The sequence below is a fragment of the Oscillibacter hominis genome (genome assembly GCF_014334055.1).
Classification (GTDB): Bacteria; Bacillota; Clostridia; order Oscillospirales; family Oscillospiraceae; genus Oscillibacter; species Oscillibacter hominis.
In genome coordinates, this window is the sequence record NZ_CP060490.1 from 2,734,215 (window position 1) to 2,753,334 (window position 19,120).

Here is a 19,120-nt window from a genome sequence, read left to right on the forward strand (position 1 = left end):
CTTCTTTATTGGACAAACGGGCTCTTCAACAGCGCATAGATGCTTTCGGCGATCTCCAGCCGGGTGATGGGGGCTCCGGGCCGTATCTCCTGCTCCGTGCCGCCTAAGAGGCCGTTTTGGAGGCACAGCGCCAGGGAGGGCAGGGCCCACTGGCCGCAGCGCCCGGAGTCCTGATATGGGTCAAGGATGGAGCGCTGGCAGGAGGAGCTGAAGCCCACGGCGCGCATGGACGCGAACTGGGCGGCGCGGGCGATCATCACCGCGGCTTCCTGCCGCGTGATGGTGCCGCTGGGGGAGAACGCGGTTAAGGAGGTGCCCTTTACGATGCCGCAGCCGTAGAGCGGCGCCACATAGGCGGCGCACCAGCCGGGAAGGTCGGTGAACGGGGTCTTCTCCCCATCGCCCTCAAGCCCCAGGGCGCGGCAGAGAACGGCGCAGAACTCCGCTCGGGTCATGGAGTCTCCGGGAGCAAAGGAGCCGTCGCCGCGGCCGGTGAACACGCCCCGCCGGGTCAGCACCTCCACGGCCTCCCGCTGGGATTCGGTGAGGCCGCCTAAGTCCGGATAGTCCACGATTAAATTGGCCTCAGCGCTCAGATGGACCGCCGGGTTGTACTGAAGAGGCCCTCCGGCACTGCGCACGCCCATGTGGTAAAAGGAGGAGAGGCCCTCGCTCCGGCGCATCAGGGCCGAGAGGGCGCACAGGGCCTGCTCCGTGGCCATCTGGTCGGCGCCGCCCCCGGCGGTGTGGGCAAAGGACCCGTCGGGCCGGGCAAAGCTTAGCAGGGCATCCACAGGGGTTTTGCCGCTGCGGGTGAGGAGGGACTGCTCTTTCCCCAATTCCGCAAGGGCCATGACCACCTGGGCGCAGGATTCGGCGTTGGCGGGAGTGCCGAAGGAACCGTCCTCACGCTGTATCCCAGCAAGGCATTTTAGTCCCGCCTCAATGGCGCTGTCCACACCGGCCTCCACTCCCTGATAAGGGGAGAGGGCGGTCAGCGCCATGGCCGTCAGGTCCGCATCGGCTGGCTCCCGCCCAGCAAGCGACCAGCCCCCGCTGGGAAGCTGGGCGGAGAGCACCTCCTCCCGGTACCAGTCCAGGGCCGGGACCACGGTCCCGTCCGCATCCGCGTCGTAGAGCGCGCACTGATCCAGGGCCTGGGCGGCGATCAGGGCCCAGGCGGCGCCGTTGACGCCCTGGCGGGTGACGGAGGAGCGGTCTGAGAGGACGGTCAGCAGGTCATAGCCGCCCACGGAGCGCACATCCGCGCCCATGGACTTGAGGGCCAGGATTACCCGGCTGTATTCGGTGTACTTGGTGGAGCTGAGCACCCCGCCATGTTCCTTGAAAGCATCGCTCAGGCGCTGGAGATAGCCTTCGTACCAGGACTGGGAGGAAGGCCAACCGCCCCGGCTCAGGGCCAGCACCGCCCACTCGCCGCCGATGGAGCCCACCGTGGGCTCCGGCACGGCCTCCAGGACGTAGGAGGCTGTTTTTTCCGCCGCCGCTTTCACATCGGCCATCTCGGCGGCCGGAGCCGCCGCTGTGGAGCAGAAGGCGATCAGCAGGGCAAGGAGCAGCGCATGGAGAGAACGGAGTTTCATAAAAATCCCCCTTTTTACTTTACTTGCGCCGCCAGATCGTCAAAGGCTGCGGCCGCGGCGGCGCGGGTGACGCGGTCGGGAAGGGTGAGCTGCTCCGCCCAAGCCTCCGCCTTGGAGTGAGGCCACCCCTGAAAGACGGCCCAGCGGAGGAGGAGGTCTTTCAGCTCCCGGGCGCTGATGGGCCGCTCCCCGTGGAAGCAGCCGTCACCGTAGCCCAGGGCGATGCGCTCTTCGGCGGCCCAGTCCAGGGCGCCGGAATACCAGTCGGCGCCGTCGGGGAAGGCGGACGCGGCGGTGGCTTCGGGACTCCCCGCCATGCGCCAGAGCACGGTCACGGCCTGGGCGCGGGTCAGTTCCTCCCCGGGGGAGAAGGTCTTTTCCCCCGTGCCGGTCATATAGCCGGCCTCGGCCATGGCCTCAATGGCCCTAACGTAGACGGAGTCCGCCTCCACGTCCTCAAACCGGACGGTGCCGGGCGCTGTTGTACCGCCTCCGCTCCATTGCTCAGAGCCGGTTTCCCTGGAATAGTCGTCGGTGTAGTAAAAGACCACCTGGTCCCCACTGCGGAGGGTGTGGTTTCTGCATCCCGTGGTGGGGGATGAGCCGTTGACCAGGTACTGCCAGCCCGAGAGGGCCCCGTTGTCCAATTCGGAAAGGGTGGTGCCGTCCGTGTTGGTGACGGAGGAAATGTAGCTGAGGGAGGGCTCCACATAGGTGAGGCCAGCGTCCGTGAGGGCCTGGTCAAAGGCGGCAAAGGCGGAGCTGCCGGCGGGCAGCGACACCTCCCGCTTTGAGAGCCAGACCCGGCCCGCACCCTTGTCATGTTTGTAGATGTGGGTGGTTCCGCCGCCGTGGAGGCTGTCGCCCACCAGGGTGAAGGACACGGTGATGGTCCCGCTGCCGCCGCCGGATGCATGGACCAGGGACACGTTGACCCGGAGCGTTTTGTGCTGCTGGGCTTCCTGGGAGGAGACGGTCAGCGTGCCGGACTTTGCGGCGTACCCGCCGGCGCTGACAGAGTAGCTGTAGCTGCCCTCGTCCAGAATGTAGCGGCCGGGGGAAAGAGGCTCCACCGGCACGCCGGCAAGGGTGAGGGAGACCTCCGCGCCCGCGGGGGTGGTGGAGAAGACCACCGGGCAGCCGGAGACGCTGGATGCGTAGCCCGGCTCTGATGCAAAGGCGGTAAAGTCATAGACGTTGCAGGGGTTCTCCCCCTTCAAAAACCGGGCGGCGGCGGTCAGGGCCCGGAAGCACTGCTCGGTGGAGAAGTCATCTGCCTCGGCGCCGGGCGTGAGGCTGAAGCCGTCCTCCTTGGCGCAGGAGAGCAGGGCGGTGTAAGGGCTGCCTCCTTCCGTGGTAAAGCGCTCGTCGGCGGTGGGATCCACCCCGGCGGCGCACAGGCCGGTCACCACCATGGCGTCGGTGCAGCTATTGCCGTAGCTGCCGAACCGATCCTGGAGCGAGTCCTCTGCCAGAGCGTCCAGGATGCCGTCGCGCAGAGCGGAGCATCGGCCGCGGATGCCGTAGGGATCGGATGCACCGCCGGCGCAGAGGGACACGGCCGCCAGCACGGCCCCGGCGGTGTCGGGGCTGGGATAGGTGATGCCTTCCCAGCTGTAGGAGAAGAGGAAATCGTCCCCGGCTGCCGCCTCCATCTGGGAGAGGACGCCGCTCATCTTTTCCGATGTGGCCTTGCCGGACTGCTCCAGGGCCAGCAGCACATAGGGGGCGCTGTAGCAGCTGTTGGTGGTGGAGCCCATCAGGGCGTCGGTGACGCTGAGGACCGTCCCGTCGGCGGAGATCAGGGTGTCCGGGTCCACTCCGAGGGCCCGCAGGTCCAAAAACGATTTGGCCAGCGCGGCGTCATCCGGAACCTGGGCGGAAGCGGCGGCAACAGCGTCGTCAATGACGGCCTGGGCATCTGCGGAAAAAGCGGTGGTTCCGGCATAGAGGCCGTAGGAGGCCAGGTCAACCGCCGTCCAGGGCGCGGAGCGCCCGTCATAGCCCTGCGCCAGACCGGAGAGAAGCTCCGCCTGGGGGCGGATGGAGACATTGACGTTGTAGTAGACCGTGTCGGGATACGCTCCCACGCCCACCGTGATCACTCCTCCGTTGGAAAGGGGGATGCGGCTGGGAGCGGAGAGGTCGTAGTCTGCGTAGTTGACCTGGACGCTCTGGCCCGCGCCGCCGGGCACGCCGGTCAGCAGCACGTATGGCACGCCCTCAGCCACGCTCAGTGTCAGAAGGCTTCCTCCGGCGGCGGGGACCGAGGCCAGCTCTCCAGCGGAAAAGGCCAGGCCCCCGGCGCTTTCCCCGCCGGAGCCGGACACGGCGCCGGGGATGGTGAAGTCCGTGGAGTAGTAGAGCAGGATGTCCTCCCCGCCGGACAGGACGACTGAGGAGATGCCGGCGGAAGGGATTACGCCGTCCACGGCGAACATCCAGCCGTGATAGGAGGAGTAGTCCCCGGAGGAATACTCAGTAAGGCCGTTGATGGAGCTGATGTATACGGAGCCGCCGGAGTCAGTGGCCGAGTAGGGGACGTGGTTTTCCTCCAGGGCGGCCTTCACCGCGTCCCAGGCGGACATGTCCTGGGTATAGGCGGCCTCAAAGGGCCCGAGGGGAAATTCGCCCCCTTGTGTTGCACTGGCGACGCGCACCGTGACGCCGCCCCCCTCCGCGGCCCACGCGGGGGGGATGAGGGTGCAGGCCATGGCAATGGCCAGCAGCAGTGACAGGATGGATCGTTTCATTTGGCTTCTCCTTTCTTCTGGGAAAGGACAGCAAAGCCGTGGCAGCCAAAATGGTTGCCACGGCCGTTTTCCCATGCCAACAAAGCCTGCGGGCCATTGGCCGGCAAGCCTGTTCTCCTCCCTTGTAGGTCTTCTGACTCGCGCGTTTGAAAGTGACCTTTCACAGCCGTGCCCTGCCTTCCCAGGCCCAGGGGCCCAGTGACCGGCTTTCGCCGACGGACACGGCTTCGGCGCATACAGCGGCGGTACCGTCCGGGGTTCCCACCCGGTTCCCTTGTCCACCCCCGGCGGTTCCTCGCCGCCGGGGTCACAAAGAAGTGTTGAATTGCTCCAAGGATACCATGTTTTATCAATTCTGTAAAGCGGTTTGCCGCCTGGATAGTCCAAACGAAAAAAAGGGTCAAATTTGTAGAAAGATTGCGTGTTTTGTCCGGGTGTGTTACAATAATTTTTATAAAATGCCCGTTTTTACGCAGGCGGACCTCAGAGGCCGCCCGACGCTGTGCGTCAATCTCCATACCGGGGCAGATATTGGTGAATGAGTGCCGCGCAGAGGCTGGGCCCCGATGAAAGGCGATGCAGACCATGGAAAAAATAGAGTGGAACAAAAGTCAAATAAGCGCAGAGCAGACCTTGCAATCCTTTTGCCGCAGCTGGTTTGAGCGGCGCAGCACAGAGGAGACCATCGCCTTCTTTTCACCGGACGTGTGCTTTGTGGGCACAGGAGAGAATGAGACCGCCCGGGGGATCGGCCAGATGGCCGAGTATGTCCGGCAGGACATTGAGGAGATTCCGGAGCCCTTTTCCTGTGAACTCCAGGTGATTCAGGACTTGCTCCTGACCGACGGCCTACAGACCGTCTCCACGGCGATGTCTTTGAAAAATACGATCTACACCTGGCATCTGCGGGGGTTTTTTACCCTGCGCAGGGAGGCCGCGGGAAACTGGCAGATCTGCGAACTCCACTTTTCGGAGCCGGGCAGCAGCCAGCGCCCTGGTGAGCACTATCCCCAGACGATTGTAATCGAGCGCATCGCCCAGCAGCGTCAACAGCTTCTAAGCGACTCCCTCTCCGGCGGCATGATGGGCGGCTACATGGGGGAGGGCTTCCCCTTTTATTTTGTCAACCGGCGTATGCTGGACTACCTGGGTTATGAAACGGAGGAGGACTTTGTCTCCGATATCGGCGGCCTGATCTCCAACTGCATGCATCCGGAAGACCGGGATAGGGTGGACGCTTCAGTGGTGGAGCAGCTGCAGCGGGGAGAGGAATATGTGGTCGAGTACCGGATGCGGAAAAAGGACGGCTCCTACATCTGGGTCCACGACCAGGGGCGGCAGGTCCGGACCGAGGACGGCCGCAGTGCCGTTGTGTCCGTGTGCATCGACATCACGGCCCAAAAGCAGGCCCAGGAAGAGGTGCTGCGGCTTTACAACAACATCCCCGGCGCCGTGTTCCGCTGCCGCTTTGACGAGGACTTCTCCATCATCGACGCCAACGACGGCCTCTTTGAATTCGTGGGCTACAGCCGGGAGGAGTTTGCGGCCATGGGAAACCGCATGTCCGCCGTGATCTATCCGGAGGATCTGGCGGGGATGGCGGACAAGCTCAACGCCCAGCTGAGCTGCGGCAGCACCATCCACAATGAAAACCGCCTGGTGTGCAAGGACGGCACGGTGAGGTGGATCTCCATCAACGCCCAGCTGTTCCTTGAGGAGGGGGAGCCGTATTTTTATTGTGTCTTTGTGGACATCACCGAGGAGAAAATCCTTCGGGAACGGATGCGGGAGCTCTATGAGAGCGAGTGGTCCTACTTTGCCCGCATGGCCTCTTCCGAGGGGTCTATTCAGGGCACCATCAACGTCACCCGCAACCGGATGGAAAATTACCTATCCACGGCGGATGTGGCTGTGGCCCGGATTGGGGACTCCTATGACCGGACCATTGCCAGTTTGTCAGACTCTGCGGTGGACCCGGACCGGGGAGCGGAGATCCGCCAGGCGCTGAAGCGGGAGAAGGTGCTTTTGGACTATACCTCCGGAAAGACGGAATACCACTTTGACTTCCTCCGCCGCCGCAACAACGGCACCATGTTCTGGGGCAGCACAAAGATGCGCACCTATCTCAACCCCGAGACCCGGGACGTGCTGCTTTTTTTCTACACTCAGGATGTGACGGAGCAGAAGATTCAAAAGCAGCTTTTGAACCAGCTGACGGAACTGGACTACGACGTCATTACGGACATCGACATTCCCCGGGACTCCCACTGCGTGGTTTCCGTGGACAGTGGCCGCGTCGACACCATCCCCCGCCAGGGCCATTTCCAGGAGGAAATCCGAAGGGTCGCAGACCGGTTCATGGATGAGGAGGCCAAGGGGGAATACCTGGGCAAGCTGGACTACAAATACATACAAAAGACACTGGAACACCAGAGCGCCTATTCGTTCCTGGTGGAGATGAAGGATGAACGGGGCGAACTGCGGGTCAAGCGGGTCAAGGTCTTTTATATCAACAAGGAGCTGGGCCGGGTCTGCGCGGTCCGCTCCGACGTGACGGATGTGGTGCGGCAGGAGCAGCGGCAGAAGGAGGAACTGGCCGCCGCCCTGGTGGCAGCGGAGCAGGCCAACGCCGCCAAGACGGATTTCCTCTCCCGCATGAGCCACGAAATCCGTACGCCCATGAACGCCATCATCGGCATGAGCACCATCGCGGCCCAGTCCATCGGGGACGACGACCAGGTGGCTGACTGCATCTCCAAAATCAGTATCTCCTCCCGCTTTCTCCTGTCCCTCATCAACGATATCCTGGATATGAGCCGGATCGAGAGCGGAAAGATGCTGCTGAAAAATGAAAAGATCCCCATGGAGGAGTTTTTAGGCGGGGTCAACGCCATCTGCTACAGCCAGGCGGCGGCCAAGGGCGTGGACTACGAGTGCGTCCTGGACCCTGTGTTAGAGGATTACTACATGGGGGATTCCATGAAGCTCCAGCAGGTGCTGGTCAATATCCTGGGCAATGCGGTGAAGTTTACAGCCGGGGGCGGGAAGGTCACCTTCTCGGCCGCCCAGCGGGGGAGAACCCAAAACAGTGCCGAGCTGCGCTTTGTGATCAACGACACGGGCGCGGGCATGTGCGAGGAGTTCCTGCCTCATATTTTCGAGCCATTCTCCCAGGAGTCCACGGGCACTACCGCGCTGTACGGCGGCACTGGCCTGGGCCTTGCCATCTCCAAAAGCATTGTGGACATGATGGACGGAAAGATTGCGGTTCGCTCCACCAAAGGCGTGGGCACTGAGTTCACGGTGGATGTGAAGCTTGGCATCCCGGAGGATCCTCCACAATGCCGCAAAAAGAAACAGGCCTATCATTTTTCGCACCTGAAGACCCTGGTGGTGGACGATGACGTGACCGTCTGTGAAAGTGCTGTGGCCCTCCTCCGCCAGATGGGGGTCAAGGCCGATTGGGTGGATAGCGGACGCAAGGCGGTAGAGCGGGTGAGTGCCCTCTGGGACCAGGGAGAGCATTATGACATGGTTCTTGTTGACTGGAAAATGCCGGAGATGGACGGGATTGAAACGGCCCGGCGCATCCGTGCCGTGGTGGGCCCGGAGACCACCAACATCATTCTGGCCGCCTACGACTGGATATCCATTGAACACGAGGCGAAACTGGCGGGGGTCAATTTTCTGATGAGCAAGCCCGTGTTCAAATCCTCCATCGTCTCCGCCTTCGCCAAGGCGTTGGGCGAGAAGGAGAAACGGGCCCGCCGGGAGGAGACGGACTTCGACTTCACGGGAAAGCGGGTCCTGCTGGCCGAGGACAATGCCCTCAATACGGAGGTGGCGGTGCTGCTGCTGAAGAGCAAGGGCTTTACGGTGGATACGGCGGAGAACGGGCAGCGGGCGCTGGAGCTGTTCAGCAGATCGCCGGAGGGGTATTACGACGCGGTGCTGATGGATATCCGGATGCCGCTGATGGATGGGCTGACGGCCGCGTCCAGCATCCGGCGCTTGAGCAATGCCGATGCCAAAACCGTCCCTATCCTTGCAATGACCGCCAACGCCTTTGACGACGACATCGAAAAGAGCAAGGCCGCAGGGATGAATGCACATCTGGCGAAGCCCATCGACCCGGCCCGGCTCTATCAGACGCTTTACGATTTTATTTTTGGAAAGGGGGAGTAAACGATGCGGAGTTTTCAGGAGGTATTTGAGGGCTATGGCGCGGACTATCAGACGACCATGAGCCGTTTTTTGGGAAATGAGGAGATGTATCTGAGGTTTTTGAACATGCTCTTCCAGGATGACAACCTGCAAAAGCTGGGCGAGGCCATAGAGCACGGCGACCTGACCGCCGCCTTTGAGGCCGCCCATACCCTCAAGGGCGTCACGGGCAACCTGGGCCTGACGCCGCTCTATAAGGAGGTGTGCGCCATTGTGGAGCCGCTGCGGAACCGGGAAGAGAGGGACTATTCGCAGGCATATCAGCGCGTTCAGGAGGAATTCGGGCGGGCGGACGCCTTTTTGGAACAGCTGAAAGGGGGCAGATAGCATGGCGGAGGCCTGCTTTGCGCTCTCCGTCCACCAGATGACGGCCGTACTGGACAATGCGCCGGTGGCCATTACAGTCAGTACGGCGGACACCAAGGAACTGCTCTATATGAACAGGGCGGCCAGGGAGGTCCTCCTGCGCTCGCCCTATCGCCCGGGGCTCACCTGCTATCAGGCCATGGGGTTTGAAGAGCCCTGCCCGTTTTGCCACGCCGGACAGATGAGCCGCACGGAACTCTCCGTCCGGAATTTCCACTTCCCGCTGAACGGACGCACCTATCAGCTCAGTGGGAAGATCATCGACTGGGGCGGAAGGGCGGCTCATATCGAGTACATTTCAGATGTCACCCAGGCCCAGGAGGAACAGCGCCAGTCCCTGGAATTCCAGGAAAAGATGCTGGCTATTTTCAGCAGCATCCCCTGCGGCTTGGGCGTCTACCAGTTTGACGGGGAGGAGATCACTCCGGTGACCCACAACACAGCCTTCTTTGAGATCACGGGATACGATCGGGAACACTCCTGCCTCACTGGCCAGAGGGCCGATGATTTGGGTATCTGCCCGGAGGACTTGAAGGAGCTGAAGCGGAAAATCCGGAATGCCTTTCAAAACGGCGGACTGGTACAGCATACCTATCGCCTCGCCAACTGCGGAGCCGAAAAATGGATCCATCTGGAGGGATCTGTCAAAACCCGGGAAGACGGCATGAAATATCTCTATGCTGTCTACAGCGATGTCACCGGCCAGCAGCGGCTGGAAAAAGAGCTGATCGGCGCCAATGAAAAGATGCAGGATATTGTCAATGCCATTCCCGGCGGCGTGGCCATCTACAAGGTATCGGACATCTTTGAAACCATCTATTTTTCAGATGGCGTGCCGGAGCTCTCCGGATACACGGTGGAAGAGTACCGGGAGCTTGTCCGGCGGGATGCGGCGGAGATGACCTACCGGGAGGATACGGAGATGGTGGTCTCCAGGGCCAAGGAGGTCATCCGGACCCACCAGATTGCCAGGTTTGAATTCCGCAAACAGCACCGGGACGGCCATATCGTGTGGGTTCGGGCCCAGGTTAAGTGGATCGGCGAAGAGGACGGGTGCCCCCTGCTCCATTGTGTCTTCCACAACATCTCCGACCTCAAGGAGGCACAGCTGGAGATGAAGCATCTGGTCAACTCCATTCCCGGCGGCATTGCCAGCTGCCGGGTGGAGAAGGGCCGCATTGTCCCCACATTTTTCTCAGACGGAGTGCCGGCCCTATCCGGCCACACCCGGGAGGAGTTTGAGGAGATGATCCGGGAGGATGCCTTCGGCGTCATCTATGAGGCGGACCGGGAGCGGGTGCTTGAGGCCGTCCGCTCCGCACTGAGAAGCGGAGCCGTGCTGGACGTTTCCTACCGGACGCGCCATAAGGACGGGCATCTGGTCTGGATCCACCTCAACGGACGGCGCATGGACCCCCTTTCCGAGGGGATGCGGCTCTATGCGGTCTTCACCGGTATGTCGGATGAGACCCGGCTTTTTCAGAACATCGCCAATGAGGCTGCTGATGCGATCTATGTCATCAATAAAAATACCTATGACCTTTTGTACGTCAACGAGTCCAAAAACCTGTTCAACCGGAGCGGGGACGGAGTGGGGGAGAAATGCTATGCAGCGCTTCACGGGAAAAGCGCGCCCTGCGAGTTCTGCACGCTCAAGAGCCACGCGGCGGACGGGGTGGCCCACGAAATGGCTATGGAGGGAACACAGCGGTTTTATAACACCCGGTTCCGGGAGACGGAGTGGAGCGGGATTCCAGCGTATATCAAATTTGTGCAGGACGTGACGGAGGAGATGCAGACCAGGCGGGAAAAAGAGCGCCTGGAGGAGTATTTCCAGACGGTGGTCAAGCGTCTTCCGGGCGGTGTGGCGGTGGTCCGGTATGCAAAGGACGGCTCCATGCGGCCGGAGTTCCTCTCCGATGGGTTTGCCGCCATGATGGGGATGAACCTGGAGGAAGCCTGGACGCTGTACCGCCAGGACGCCATGGCCGGCGTGCATCCGGAGGATCGGGACCGGATCACAAATGAGATGGCTGAGTTTGTGGCCAGCGGCGAGTCACAGGGAGAGCTGACCTACCGCCTGGCCCGGGGCGACGGCAGTTATGCCTGGGTTCGGAACAACCTCTCCATGATCCAGAGCGAGGGCGGAGAGCGGCGGATCTACGCCGGCTACCACGACATCACCAGGGAGCGGGAAGAGCAGGAGCAGCTGCGCCGTAAGTATAACGATCTCATTGTGCAGCATTACCGTACTCCGGGGCCCAACGCGCTGGTTGTGGGCCACTGCGACGTGACCCAAAACAAAATACTGGAGATCATCGACTACACTCACTCTGACCTTTTGAAAACCTTTGGATCGGAGCGGGAGAGCTTTTTCACCGGCCTTTCCCAATTTATCGTGGATGCTGAGGAGCGGCGGAAGTTTTTATCTGCCTATCTCAACGAACCATCCCTGGCAGCCTATGCCCGGGGGGAGACCGAGCTGATCCAGAAGTGCTTCATCCAGCTGCCACGGGGTAAGACAGGCCGCTACGCGCAGTTTAAGATCAACCTGGTGAAGGCTCCGGACAGCGGTGACATCACCGGAATTTTGACAGTGACGGATGTTACGGAGCAAACCATTGAGGATGGGATTCTGCGCCGCCTGTCGGTGGCCAACTGTGATCTGGTGGCGGATGTGGACCTTCTGAACGACACCTACACCGTGCTCAGCGGGGAGAAAGGGAACATCTCCGGTCACTGGAAGGGGAGCCACTCCCAGCACGTTGCCCATCTCCTTGGGCAGCAGGTGCTTCCCAAGGATCAAAAGCATACTGCGCAGATGCTGGACCAGACGTACATGCAGGACCGGCTTCAGCGGGAGGGGACCTATTCCTTCCCCTACTCCATCATGGGAGAGGATGGGGAGATCAGGACCAAGAACCTGACGGTTTCCGCGGTGGATCTGCGCCTGGGCCGCGTCTGCCTGGCCCGCGCCGACATCACGGACTCCGTGCGGGAGCAGCAGGGGCTGCTCAGCGTAATTGCCTACACCTTTGAACTGCTGGCTCTCATCGACGTGGATGCGGAGCAGCTGACCCTTTACACCCGCCAGGCGCTGCTGGAGAACCTGCCGCCCCTGGTGGAGAAAAACAGCGCCGACCTCATGAACCGCCTGGCCCGGGCCTATGAGCTGGAGGATGGCCAGGAGGAACTGTTCCGGCTGTCTACGCTGTGCGGCCGGCTGGAGCGTTCACCCGACGGTTACGATTTCGTCCTGCCCTGCCGCTCAGAGAAGGGGACCCGGTATAAGCAGGTCAACGTGCTCTGGGGCGACAGAAACCAAAAGACTGTCTGCGTGGTGCAGGCGGATGTGACGGATATGTTGGCGGCGGAGCGCCGGTCCAAGGACGCGCTGGAAAAGGCGCTGGCCCTGGCGGAGGCGGCCAATCAGGCAAAAAGCGACTTCCTCTCCTCCATGAGCCATGACATCCGCACTCCTATGAACGCCATCATGGGCATGACGGCCCTGGCCGGCGCCCACTTGGACGACAGGGAGCGGGTGGAGGACTGCCTGAAGAAGATCACCTTCTCCTCCAAGCATCTGCTGAGCCTTATCAACGACATCCTGGACATGAGCAAGATCGAACGGGCGAAGATCACCCTCAGCCGGGAGAAAGTGGTGCTCCCCGAGCTGATGGAGCAGCTCTCGGCCATGCTGACGGCGCAGGCGGAGGAGGCTGGGCTGAGCCTGGAGAGCAGCCTGATAGGAATCCAGCATCCCTGCTTTTATGGGGATGCCCTGCGGATCAATCAAATTCTGATCAATATCCTTGGAAACGCTGTCAAGTTTACCCCAGAGGGCGGCAGGGTGGTCTTAACGGCGGAGGAGCTGCCGCCGCTCCAGGGGGAGGGCTATGCCCGATACCGCTTCACCATCCGCGACACGGGGATCGGCATGTCCGAGGAGTTCCTTGCCCACCTCTTTGAGCCATTTACCCGCAGCCAGAACACCTCCCGCGTGGAAGGCACTGGTCTGGGCCTGAGCATTACAAAGGGACTGGTGGAGCTGATGGGCGGCAAGCTCTCCGTGGAGAGCAAGGTGCATGAGGGCACTACGTTCCAGGTGGAGTTGGAGTTTGAAACCGCCAGGCAGGAGGAAGCCCCCCGCCGTAAGGATACCGCCCTGCCCGAGGGCTGGTCTCTGGACGGCCGGCGCTTTTTGGTGGCGGAGGACAATGCCATCAACTCAGAGATTCTCTGCGAGATCTTGCAGATGTTCGGCGCCGGATCGGTGGTGAAAGAGGACGGGCTTCAGGCTGTGCGGGCCTTTGGCGAGTCTGCTCCGGGAACCTATGACGCCATTTTGATGGACATCCGGATGCCTGAGATGAACGGTTATGAGGCCACCCGCGCCATCCGCGCCATGGAACGGCCCGACGCCGCGACCATTCCCATCGTGGCCATGACCGCCAACGCCTTTGACGAGGACGTGCGCAAGTCCATCGAGGCCGGGATGAATGCCCACGTGGCCAAGCCCATCGACGTGGGGGCGCTGCGGAGTACCCTGGACCGGCTGCTGAACGCTTCGGAGTGAGGCGGCGGGAAGGCCAAAAAAGAGAAAAGGCGGGCCTTGACAGAAGCCCCAACTCCTTTTATGATGGTGTCATTCGCCCTGAAACGGAAGGGCCAAACTGGAGGAAGCCATGAAGACATATACCGCATCCATACAAAACACAGAGGACTCCATCCGGCGGCTGATGAAACAGCACTACCTTGCGTTCAACAAGAAGGTGCTGGCCCTCCAGATCGTCCTGTGCGTGGGGGGCCTCACCATTGGCATGATGAGCACATACCACATTGTGGTGCGGATGGCCTTTTTGTTCTTGGGCTGCTGGGTCCTGCCGTTTGTGGCCCATCCGGGCAGGGAGGGTGCAAGACAGCTCATCAAGCAGCTGGACGGCAAGCTTCCCTCTTTGAGCTACACCTTCTATGAGACCAGGATGCTCTCCGTCTATGAGGGGAAGGAGACCGTCACGCTCTACTCCGACGTGCTGCTTCTCAACGAGGACCCGCTGTACTTCTTTCTCTTCCTGAAGGACAAGTCCTGCTTTGTGGTGGATAAAAGCACCATCCGGCCCAAGGAGGAGAAGGCGTTCCGCGAGGCACTGTCCAGTGCCTGCGGCTTGGAGTGGAAAAAGGCCAGGGGGCTTTTTTCCATGACCCTGCCCGACCTGATGGGGAGGAAGAAATGATTGAAAAAGGGAGTCCATACCCGCGGGTATGAACTCCCTTTTTTCTGACTTCATGCTGTGACGATCATGGCCAAAATCACAACGTCGCTCTGGGTCCTGTTTTCAATGCTGTGGCCCTGGCCGTTGCCGGTGGACATCACCTGGCCCGGGTGCATGACCACCTCCGTGCCGTTGTCGCTGACCACCGCTTCCCCCTGGAGGATGTAGTAGAATTCCGTCTCCTGTTCATGGGTGTGGTAGCCGATGCTGCATCCCGGGTGCAGCGTACAGGTGGACAACAGCCGGATGTGCCCGTAGGTCTCGTCGATGGAGGCCAGGTCTGAAAATTCAATGACGCCCCTGCCGCCCTGGACGCCGTCCTTTTCCCGGTGGGGAAGTTCTTTTTTTACCATGTCAGACTCCTTTCCAATGCTCGGCCCGCCCTGAGCGCCGCCTTGCGGCGTCCGGGCGGATGTGCTACAATAACGAAACGAACTCTCCCTCTATTGTAACAAATGCGGGAGAAATGTCCATAGAAAATGAGAAGACGCACGATGGAGGCGAATATGAAACGACACATTGCCTGGCTTACCAGCGCCGCGCTGGTCTGGCTGCTTTTGACGGGCTGCGGACAGGGGGGGGATTCCTCCGGCAGCGCGTCCGGTTCCGCATCGGAACAGGAGGGGCCGCTGCAAATCGAAGAGCTGCGTTTTGAGCTTTGCTCCGGCGCGGACGCAGATGCGCTGCTGAAGGCCGCCGGGACTCTGCCGGAGCTGCTGCGGGCGGCTTTCAGGGAGAGCGGCGCGGAGGTGGAGCGGGTCAGCGTCACCATCGGCACATCCGCCAGCGCCACCGGTGCGGCCCTGAAGGAGGGCGGCGTGGACGCGGCGCTGATGGGCGCCGCGGACTGCGTGCTCTGGGCCGGCCCGTCCCAGATCATTTTGGGCGCGCCGGGCGAGGGGGGAAGGACGGAGCTTTGCGCCACGCCCTCGGATTACGGCCGGGCCCTGGCGGACCGGGCGGAGGAGACAGAGCGCCTGGGCTGGTCCGAGCTGGCCCATGCCGTCTGGGGGCTGCTGGAAGAGGATTCGCTGTATGGCCGGCGGCTGCCCAACCTGTGGCTGGCGGACCACTATGAGGGCAGCACGGTGGACGACCTGGAGCAGGTAAAGACCTACCAGAGCTATGAGGCGCTGCTGCGCGGGGCGGCAGAGGGGGAAGTGGATGTCATCGCCCTGCCGGAGGGCCTCCGGGAGGGGTACGAGGCCCTTTGGACCATGGAAGCCACCCGTACCGACGAAAGCGGGGCCCACGGATTCGGCCGGACAGACTCCATGGAGGAGGAACTCAGGCCCTTTGCCCTGACGGAGCGGATTCCCACGGGCGTGATCGTCGTCTCGCCGGCCGCGGCGGAGGACGAACGGCTGACCCGTGCCCTCCGGGAGGCGATTCCCGCCCTGGCCCGGACCCGGGAGGGCGGGGCTCTCCTGAAGACGGTGGGCGGGTATGACTCCTATGGGCCGGTTGCGCCGGAGGAGATGGATGCCCTGCGGCGGATGCTGACCACAGAGGGGGAGACATGGCAATAGCAGTCCTTGTGCTGGCCGCGGCGGGGGTGGCTGCCTTTGGCTGGGCCCTCTTTCGAAAGGCCGTGATCCGCAGGGAGGGCTCCCACGATCCGGAGGAAGCACTGCGCCGCCGCGCCCGGCGCTGCGGCATCGACCCATCGCCCATGCTGCGCTCGGCGCAGTGGCTTCGGAGCCAAAGCGTCCGGACCGTGACCATGGAGAGCTTCGACGCCCTGGCGCTGACGGCAGACTGCCTGGCGGCGGAGGGGACGCCCCGGGGCCGGGTGCTGCTGTTCCACGGCTACCGCTCCGGGCCGCTCCAGGATTTCCCCATGGCCGCCCGGGAGCTCCACCGCATGGGATACGACCTTATACTGGTGGACCAGCGCTGCCACGGGAGGAGCCAGGGGAAGTACATCGGATTCGGCACGCTGGAGCAGCGGGACTGCCGGGACTGGATCGACTGGGCCAACCGCCGCTATGGAGCGGAACTGCCCCTCTTCCTGTACGGCGTCTCCATGGGCGCCACCACCGTGCTGATGGCCGCGGGGGAGGAGCTGCCGGGGAATGTGAAGGGCGTGGTGGCGGACTGCGGATTTACTTCCGCCGGAGATATTCTCCGCCATGAGCTGAAGACGCTCATGCACCTGCCGGCCTTCCCCATGCTGTGGGTGGTGAACGGGATCAACCGCCTTTTGGCGGGCTGGAGCTTTTTTGAGCGATCCACCCTGGATGCCATGGAGACCATCCGCTTGCCGGTGCTCTTTGTCCACGGCGGACGGGACCATTTTGTGCCCACGGACATGACGCGCAGGAATTTTGAGGCCTGCCGCAGCGAAAAGCGGCTGTTCCTTGTGGAGGGCGCGGATCACGGCATGAGCTTTGCTGTGGATCCGGAGGGCTATGTGAGGGAGCTTACCTGCTTTTTGAAGAAATATGAGTAAAAAGGGCGTATCCTATGCAGCAGGATACGTCCTTTTTATCAAACACATTATGGCTCAAAACATCAGAGCAGGATATCCAGCGCACCTTGGATATTTTCTATCTCCACCGTGGGCTCACTGGGGGCGTACTCCCCGTCTAACGACCAGGAGAGCTCCTCCTCTGTCTCCACGCGGACATGGGACACATGGCGGAAGATGAGGCCGCCCTGCTCATACTGCTGTGATAGAAGGGCCAGCAGCAGGTTTTGCAGCTCGATTGGGTTTTTGGGGCTGGGGACCAGCAGCAGTTCAAACTTGCCGTCGTCCAGCACCACGTTCTCCGGGTCCAGCCGCATCAGCCCGCCGATGGAGGTGGAGTTGCAGATCGCGCCGAACAAGTATTCTCCGTCAAAGACCTCTCCGTCCGCGTCAATGCGGACCCGATAGGGCCGCAGCGTGTTGAGGTCCTTCATCCCCTCCAGGATGTAGGCAAAATGGCCCAGGGCGTTTTTGGCGCTCTGGGAGGCGGAATAGGAGCTTTTGGCAAAGGCCCCAAAGGAGGCCACATAAACGAAGCAGCGCTCCTGGAATCTCCCCACATCCAGCACCTTGGGGCTGCCATGCACAATGGCGTCGGCGGCGTCGACGGGATTGCCGGAGATATTCAGGCTGGAAGCAAAGTCGTTGGTGCTGCCCTGGGGCAGGTAGCCTAACAGGGGGCGCTTCTCCCTGTCCAACCGCATCAGGCCCATCATGGTCTCGTTCAGGGTGCCGTCTCCGCCGCTGCAGACCACTACATCGTAATCGGCCCCCTCCTCCGCGGCAAAGCGGGTGGCGTCGCCCCGTCCGGCGGTGCAGCGGACACAGACCAGAAATCCCGCGTCGGAAAAGATGGACACAGCGTCAAAAAGCGGCGCCCGGGACTTGGTCCGACCCGCTCTGGGATTGACAATGAACAGCAGCTTTTTCACCATGGGATTGAACAAGCCTCACTTTCGCTAAAAGCGGCACGCAGTGCCTGGATTCAAACAGTTTCTGTATTGTAGCACAGGAACTGCGCTATTGCAATTGTTTTGTAAATCGCTTATGATAAGATAAAAAAGCGGAAAAATTCCGGGGAAAAGGCGGAGGCAGATCATGAGACGACGGGACAATGTATACGTGAAGTGGGGCCTGACGGCATTTCTGACGGTCTGTGCCATCCTGCTGCTGTACGACACGTTTTTCTCCACCGGGACACTGGTCCTCTTCCTGCACCGTCTTCTCAGGATCCTGGCCCCGGTGCTCTATGGCTTTTTCATCGCCTATCTGCTCTCGCCGGTGGTGAACTACTTTGAGCGCCTCCTGCCCGAGCGGGTCTGCCGCGTCCGGAAGGGGAAGTTCCGCTCCCCCGTGGCCCGGGCCATCAGCATCCTGCTGACCATGATCCTGGTGTTTTTCCTCTCCTACCTGCTCTTGTCCATCCTCCTGCCCCAGCTCTACAAAAGCATCCTTGTGCTGATCAACAATGCGGAGACCTATTACAATACCGTATACAATTGGGTCAACGACCTTCTGGAGAGCAACCCGGATGTGGAGAAGTGGGCCACCGCCCAACTGGACGCCTCTTACCAAAACCTGCTGACCTGGCTGACCCAGAAGGTGGTGCCCCAGGCCCAGCAGCTGTTGGGCGCCGTCACCGGCGGCATCATGTCGGTTTTGACCTTTGCCAAAAACCTGGTGGTGGGCCTGATCGTGTCCATCTACCTGCTGGCCACCAAGGAGGGCTGCGCCGCCAGCAGCCGTAAGATGGTCTACGCCCTGTTCTCCCCAAAGCAGGCCGGCTGGCTGCTCCGGGGGCTGCGCCGGGTGGACGGCATCTTCAGCGGGTTTGTCCGGGGCAAGCTGCTGGACTCGCTGATCATCGGCATCATCTGCTTTGTCTTCTCCTCCTGGTTCCAGTTCCCCTATGCCCCGCTGGTCAGCGTGGTGGTGGGTGTCACCAATGTGATCCCCTTCTTCGGGCCGTTTCTGGGCGCCATCCCCAGCGCGTTCCTCATTTTGCTGGTCAGCCCCATCAAATGTTTCTACTTCATCCTCTTTGTGCTGGTGCTCCAGCAGGTGGACGGCAACTTGATCGGCCCCAGGATTCTGGGGGACTCCACGGGACTTTCCAGCTTCTGGGTGATTGTGGCCATTTTGGTGGGCGGCGGGTTCTTCGGGATTCCTGGCATGTTTTTCGGTGTGCCCATTTTTGCCTGCTTATATACCGCCGTGGGCGCGTACACCGATTATTGCCTGCGGAAAAAAGACCTTCCTGTGGACACGGCTTTCTATACCACCGATCTGCGCAATGAGCCCCCTTCCGCCCCGCCGGAGGATGAAAAAAAATAGGGGAAATTTGCAAATCCTCTTGCTTTTTTCACACCACTCGTGTAAAATTCGCGGTGTTGCCGCAGCCGGTCTTGGATCGGGCCGGCTGGGGCGGCA

Annotated in this window: 11 protein-coding genes and 1 riboswitch; of the genes, 7 read left to right on the plus strand and 4 right to left on the minus strand. The window is 61.5% G+C overall.

Translation table 11 applies throughout. The annotated features are described in order from the left end of the window. Window positions 1-5: 5 nt before the first annotated feature. Entirely contained in the window at window positions 6-1,604 is a 1,599-nt protein-coding gene (locus tag H8790_RS13395; protein WP_187333013.1) for an S-layer homology domain-containing protein, read from the minus strand. Window positions 1,605-1,618: 14 nt separating this feature from the next. Further along, on the minus strand, window positions 1,619-4,357 hold the full coding sequence (locus H8790_RS13400; RefSeq protein WP_187333014.1) for a DUF4430 domain-containing protein: 2,739 nt from the start codon (window positions 4,355-4,357) through the stop codon (window positions 1,619-1,621). Between the two features lie 106 nt (window positions 4,358-4,463). Beyond that, window positions 4,464-4,686, minus strand: a riboswitch (cobalamin riboswitch). 256 nt (window positions 4,687-4,942) lie between these two features. On the opposite strand from H8790_RS13400, the gene H8790_RS13405 reads away from it, so the two are divergent. From H8790_RS13405 to H8790_RS13420, 4 genes are all read left to right on the plus strand, one after another. Continuing rightward, on the plus strand, window positions 4,943-8,542 hold the full coding sequence (locus tag H8790_RS13405; RefSeq protein ID WP_187333015.1) for a response regulator: 3,600 nt from the start codon (window positions 4,943-4,945) through the stop codon (window positions 8,540-8,542). 3 nt (window positions 8,543-8,545) lie between these two features. Next, entirely contained in the window at window positions 8,546-8,908 is a 363-nt protein-coding gene (locus H8790_RS13410) for an Hpt domain-containing protein (RefSeq protein ID WP_187333016.1), read from the plus strand. A gap of 1 nt (window position 8,909) precedes the next feature. Then, window positions 8,910-13,523 (plus strand): PAS domain-containing protein, encoded by a 4,614-nt coding sequence (locus tag H8790_RS13415; protein WP_243208518.1) that lies wholly within the window; start codon window positions 8,910-8,912, stop codon window positions 13,521-13,523. A 109-nt stretch (window positions 13,524-13,632) separates the two neighbouring features. Further along, window positions 13,633-14,181 (plus strand): YcxB family protein, encoded by a 549-nt coding sequence (locus H8790_RS13420; protein WP_187333017.1) that lies wholly within the window; start codon window positions 13,633-13,635, stop codon window positions 14,179-14,181. Window positions 14,182-14,231: 50 nt separating this feature from the next. On the opposite strand, the gene H8790_RS13425 is transcribed toward H8790_RS13420, so the two are convergent. Next, window positions 14,232-14,573, minus strand: coding sequence for a cupin domain-containing protein (locus tag H8790_RS13425; RefSeq protein ID WP_187333018.1), 342 nt, complete (start codon window positions 14,571-14,573; stop codon window positions 14,232-14,234). Window positions 14,574-14,726: 153 nt separating this feature from the next. Here H8790_RS13425 and H8790_RS13430 point away from each other — a divergent pair, with 153 nt between their 5' ends. Next, a complete protein-coding gene (locus H8790_RS13430; protein WP_187333019.1) occupies window positions 14,727-15,749 on the plus strand; it encodes a PhnD/SsuA/transferrin family substrate-binding protein in 1,023 nt (340 codons plus the stop codon). Further along, window positions 15,740-16,672 (plus strand): alpha/beta hydrolase, encoded by a 933-nt coding sequence (locus H8790_RS13435; RefSeq protein WP_187333020.1) that lies wholly within the window; start codon window positions 15,740-15,742, stop codon window positions 16,670-16,672. Before H8790_RS13430 ends, H8790_RS13435 begins: the two co-directional genes overlap by 10 nt. Before the next feature lie 62 nt (window positions 16,673-16,734). On the opposite strand, the gene H8790_RS13440 is transcribed toward H8790_RS13435, so the two are convergent. Beyond that, complete coding sequence (locus H8790_RS13440) at window positions 16,735-17,625, minus strand: diacylglycerol/lipid kinase family protein (protein ID WP_187333021.1); 891 nt, start codon at window positions 17,623-17,625, stop codon at window positions 16,735-16,737. 163 nt (window positions 17,626-17,788) lie between these two features. Here H8790_RS13440 and H8790_RS13445 point away from each other — a divergent pair, with 163 nt between their 5' ends. Next, window positions 17,789-19,024 (plus strand): AI-2E family transporter, encoded by a 1,236-nt coding sequence (locus tag H8790_RS13445; RefSeq protein ID WP_187333022.1) that lies wholly within the window; start codon window positions 17,789-17,791, stop codon window positions 19,022-19,024. Window positions 19,025-19,120: the final 96 nt, after the last annotated feature.

Excerpts from the sequence above, each read along its gene's own strand:
- H8790_RS13435 (WP_187333020.1), top strand. The coding sequence starts at position 15,740 with ATGGCAATAGCAGTCCTTGTGCTGGCCGCGGCGGGGGTGGCTGCCTTT.
- H8790_RS13440 (WP_187333021.1), bottom strand. The coding sequence starts at position 17,625 with ATGGTGAAAAAGCTGCTGTTCATTGTCAATCCCAGAGCGGGTCGGACC.
- H8790_RS13425 (WP_187333018.1), bottom strand. The coding sequence starts at position 14,573 with ATGGTAAAAAAAGAACTTCCCCACCGGGAAAAGGACGGCGTCCAGGGC.
- H8790_RS13415 (WP_243208518.1), top strand. The coding sequence starts at position 8,910 with ATGGCGGAGGCCTGCTTTGCGCTCTCCGTCCACCAGATGACGGCCGTA.
- H8790_RS13405 (WP_187333015.1), top strand. The coding sequence starts at position 4,943 with ATGGAAAAAATAGAGTGGAACAAAAGTCAAATAAGCGCAGAGCAGACC.
- H8790_RS13395 (WP_187333013.1), bottom strand. The coding sequence starts at position 1,604 with ATGAAACTCCGTTCTCTCCATGCGCTGCTCCTTGCCCTGCTGATCGCC.
- H8790_RS13400 (WP_187333014.1), bottom strand. The coding sequence starts at position 4,357 with ATGAAACGATCCATCCTGTCACTGCTGCTGGCCATTGCCATGGCCTGC.
- H8790_RS13420 (WP_187333017.1), top strand. The coding sequence starts at position 13,633 with ATGAAGACATATACCGCATCCATACAAAACACAGAGGACTCCATCCGG.
- H8790_RS13410 (WP_187333016.1), top strand. The coding sequence starts at position 8,546 with ATGCGGAGTTTTCAGGAGGTATTTGAGGGCTATGGCGCGGACTATCAG.
- H8790_RS13430 (WP_187333019.1), top strand. The coding sequence starts at position 14,727 with ATGAAACGACACATTGCCTGGCTTACCAGCGCCGCGCTGGTCTGGCTG.
- H8790_RS13445 (WP_187333022.1), top strand. The coding sequence starts at position 17,789 with ATGAGACGACGGGACAATGTATACGTGAAGTGGGGCCTGACGGCATTT.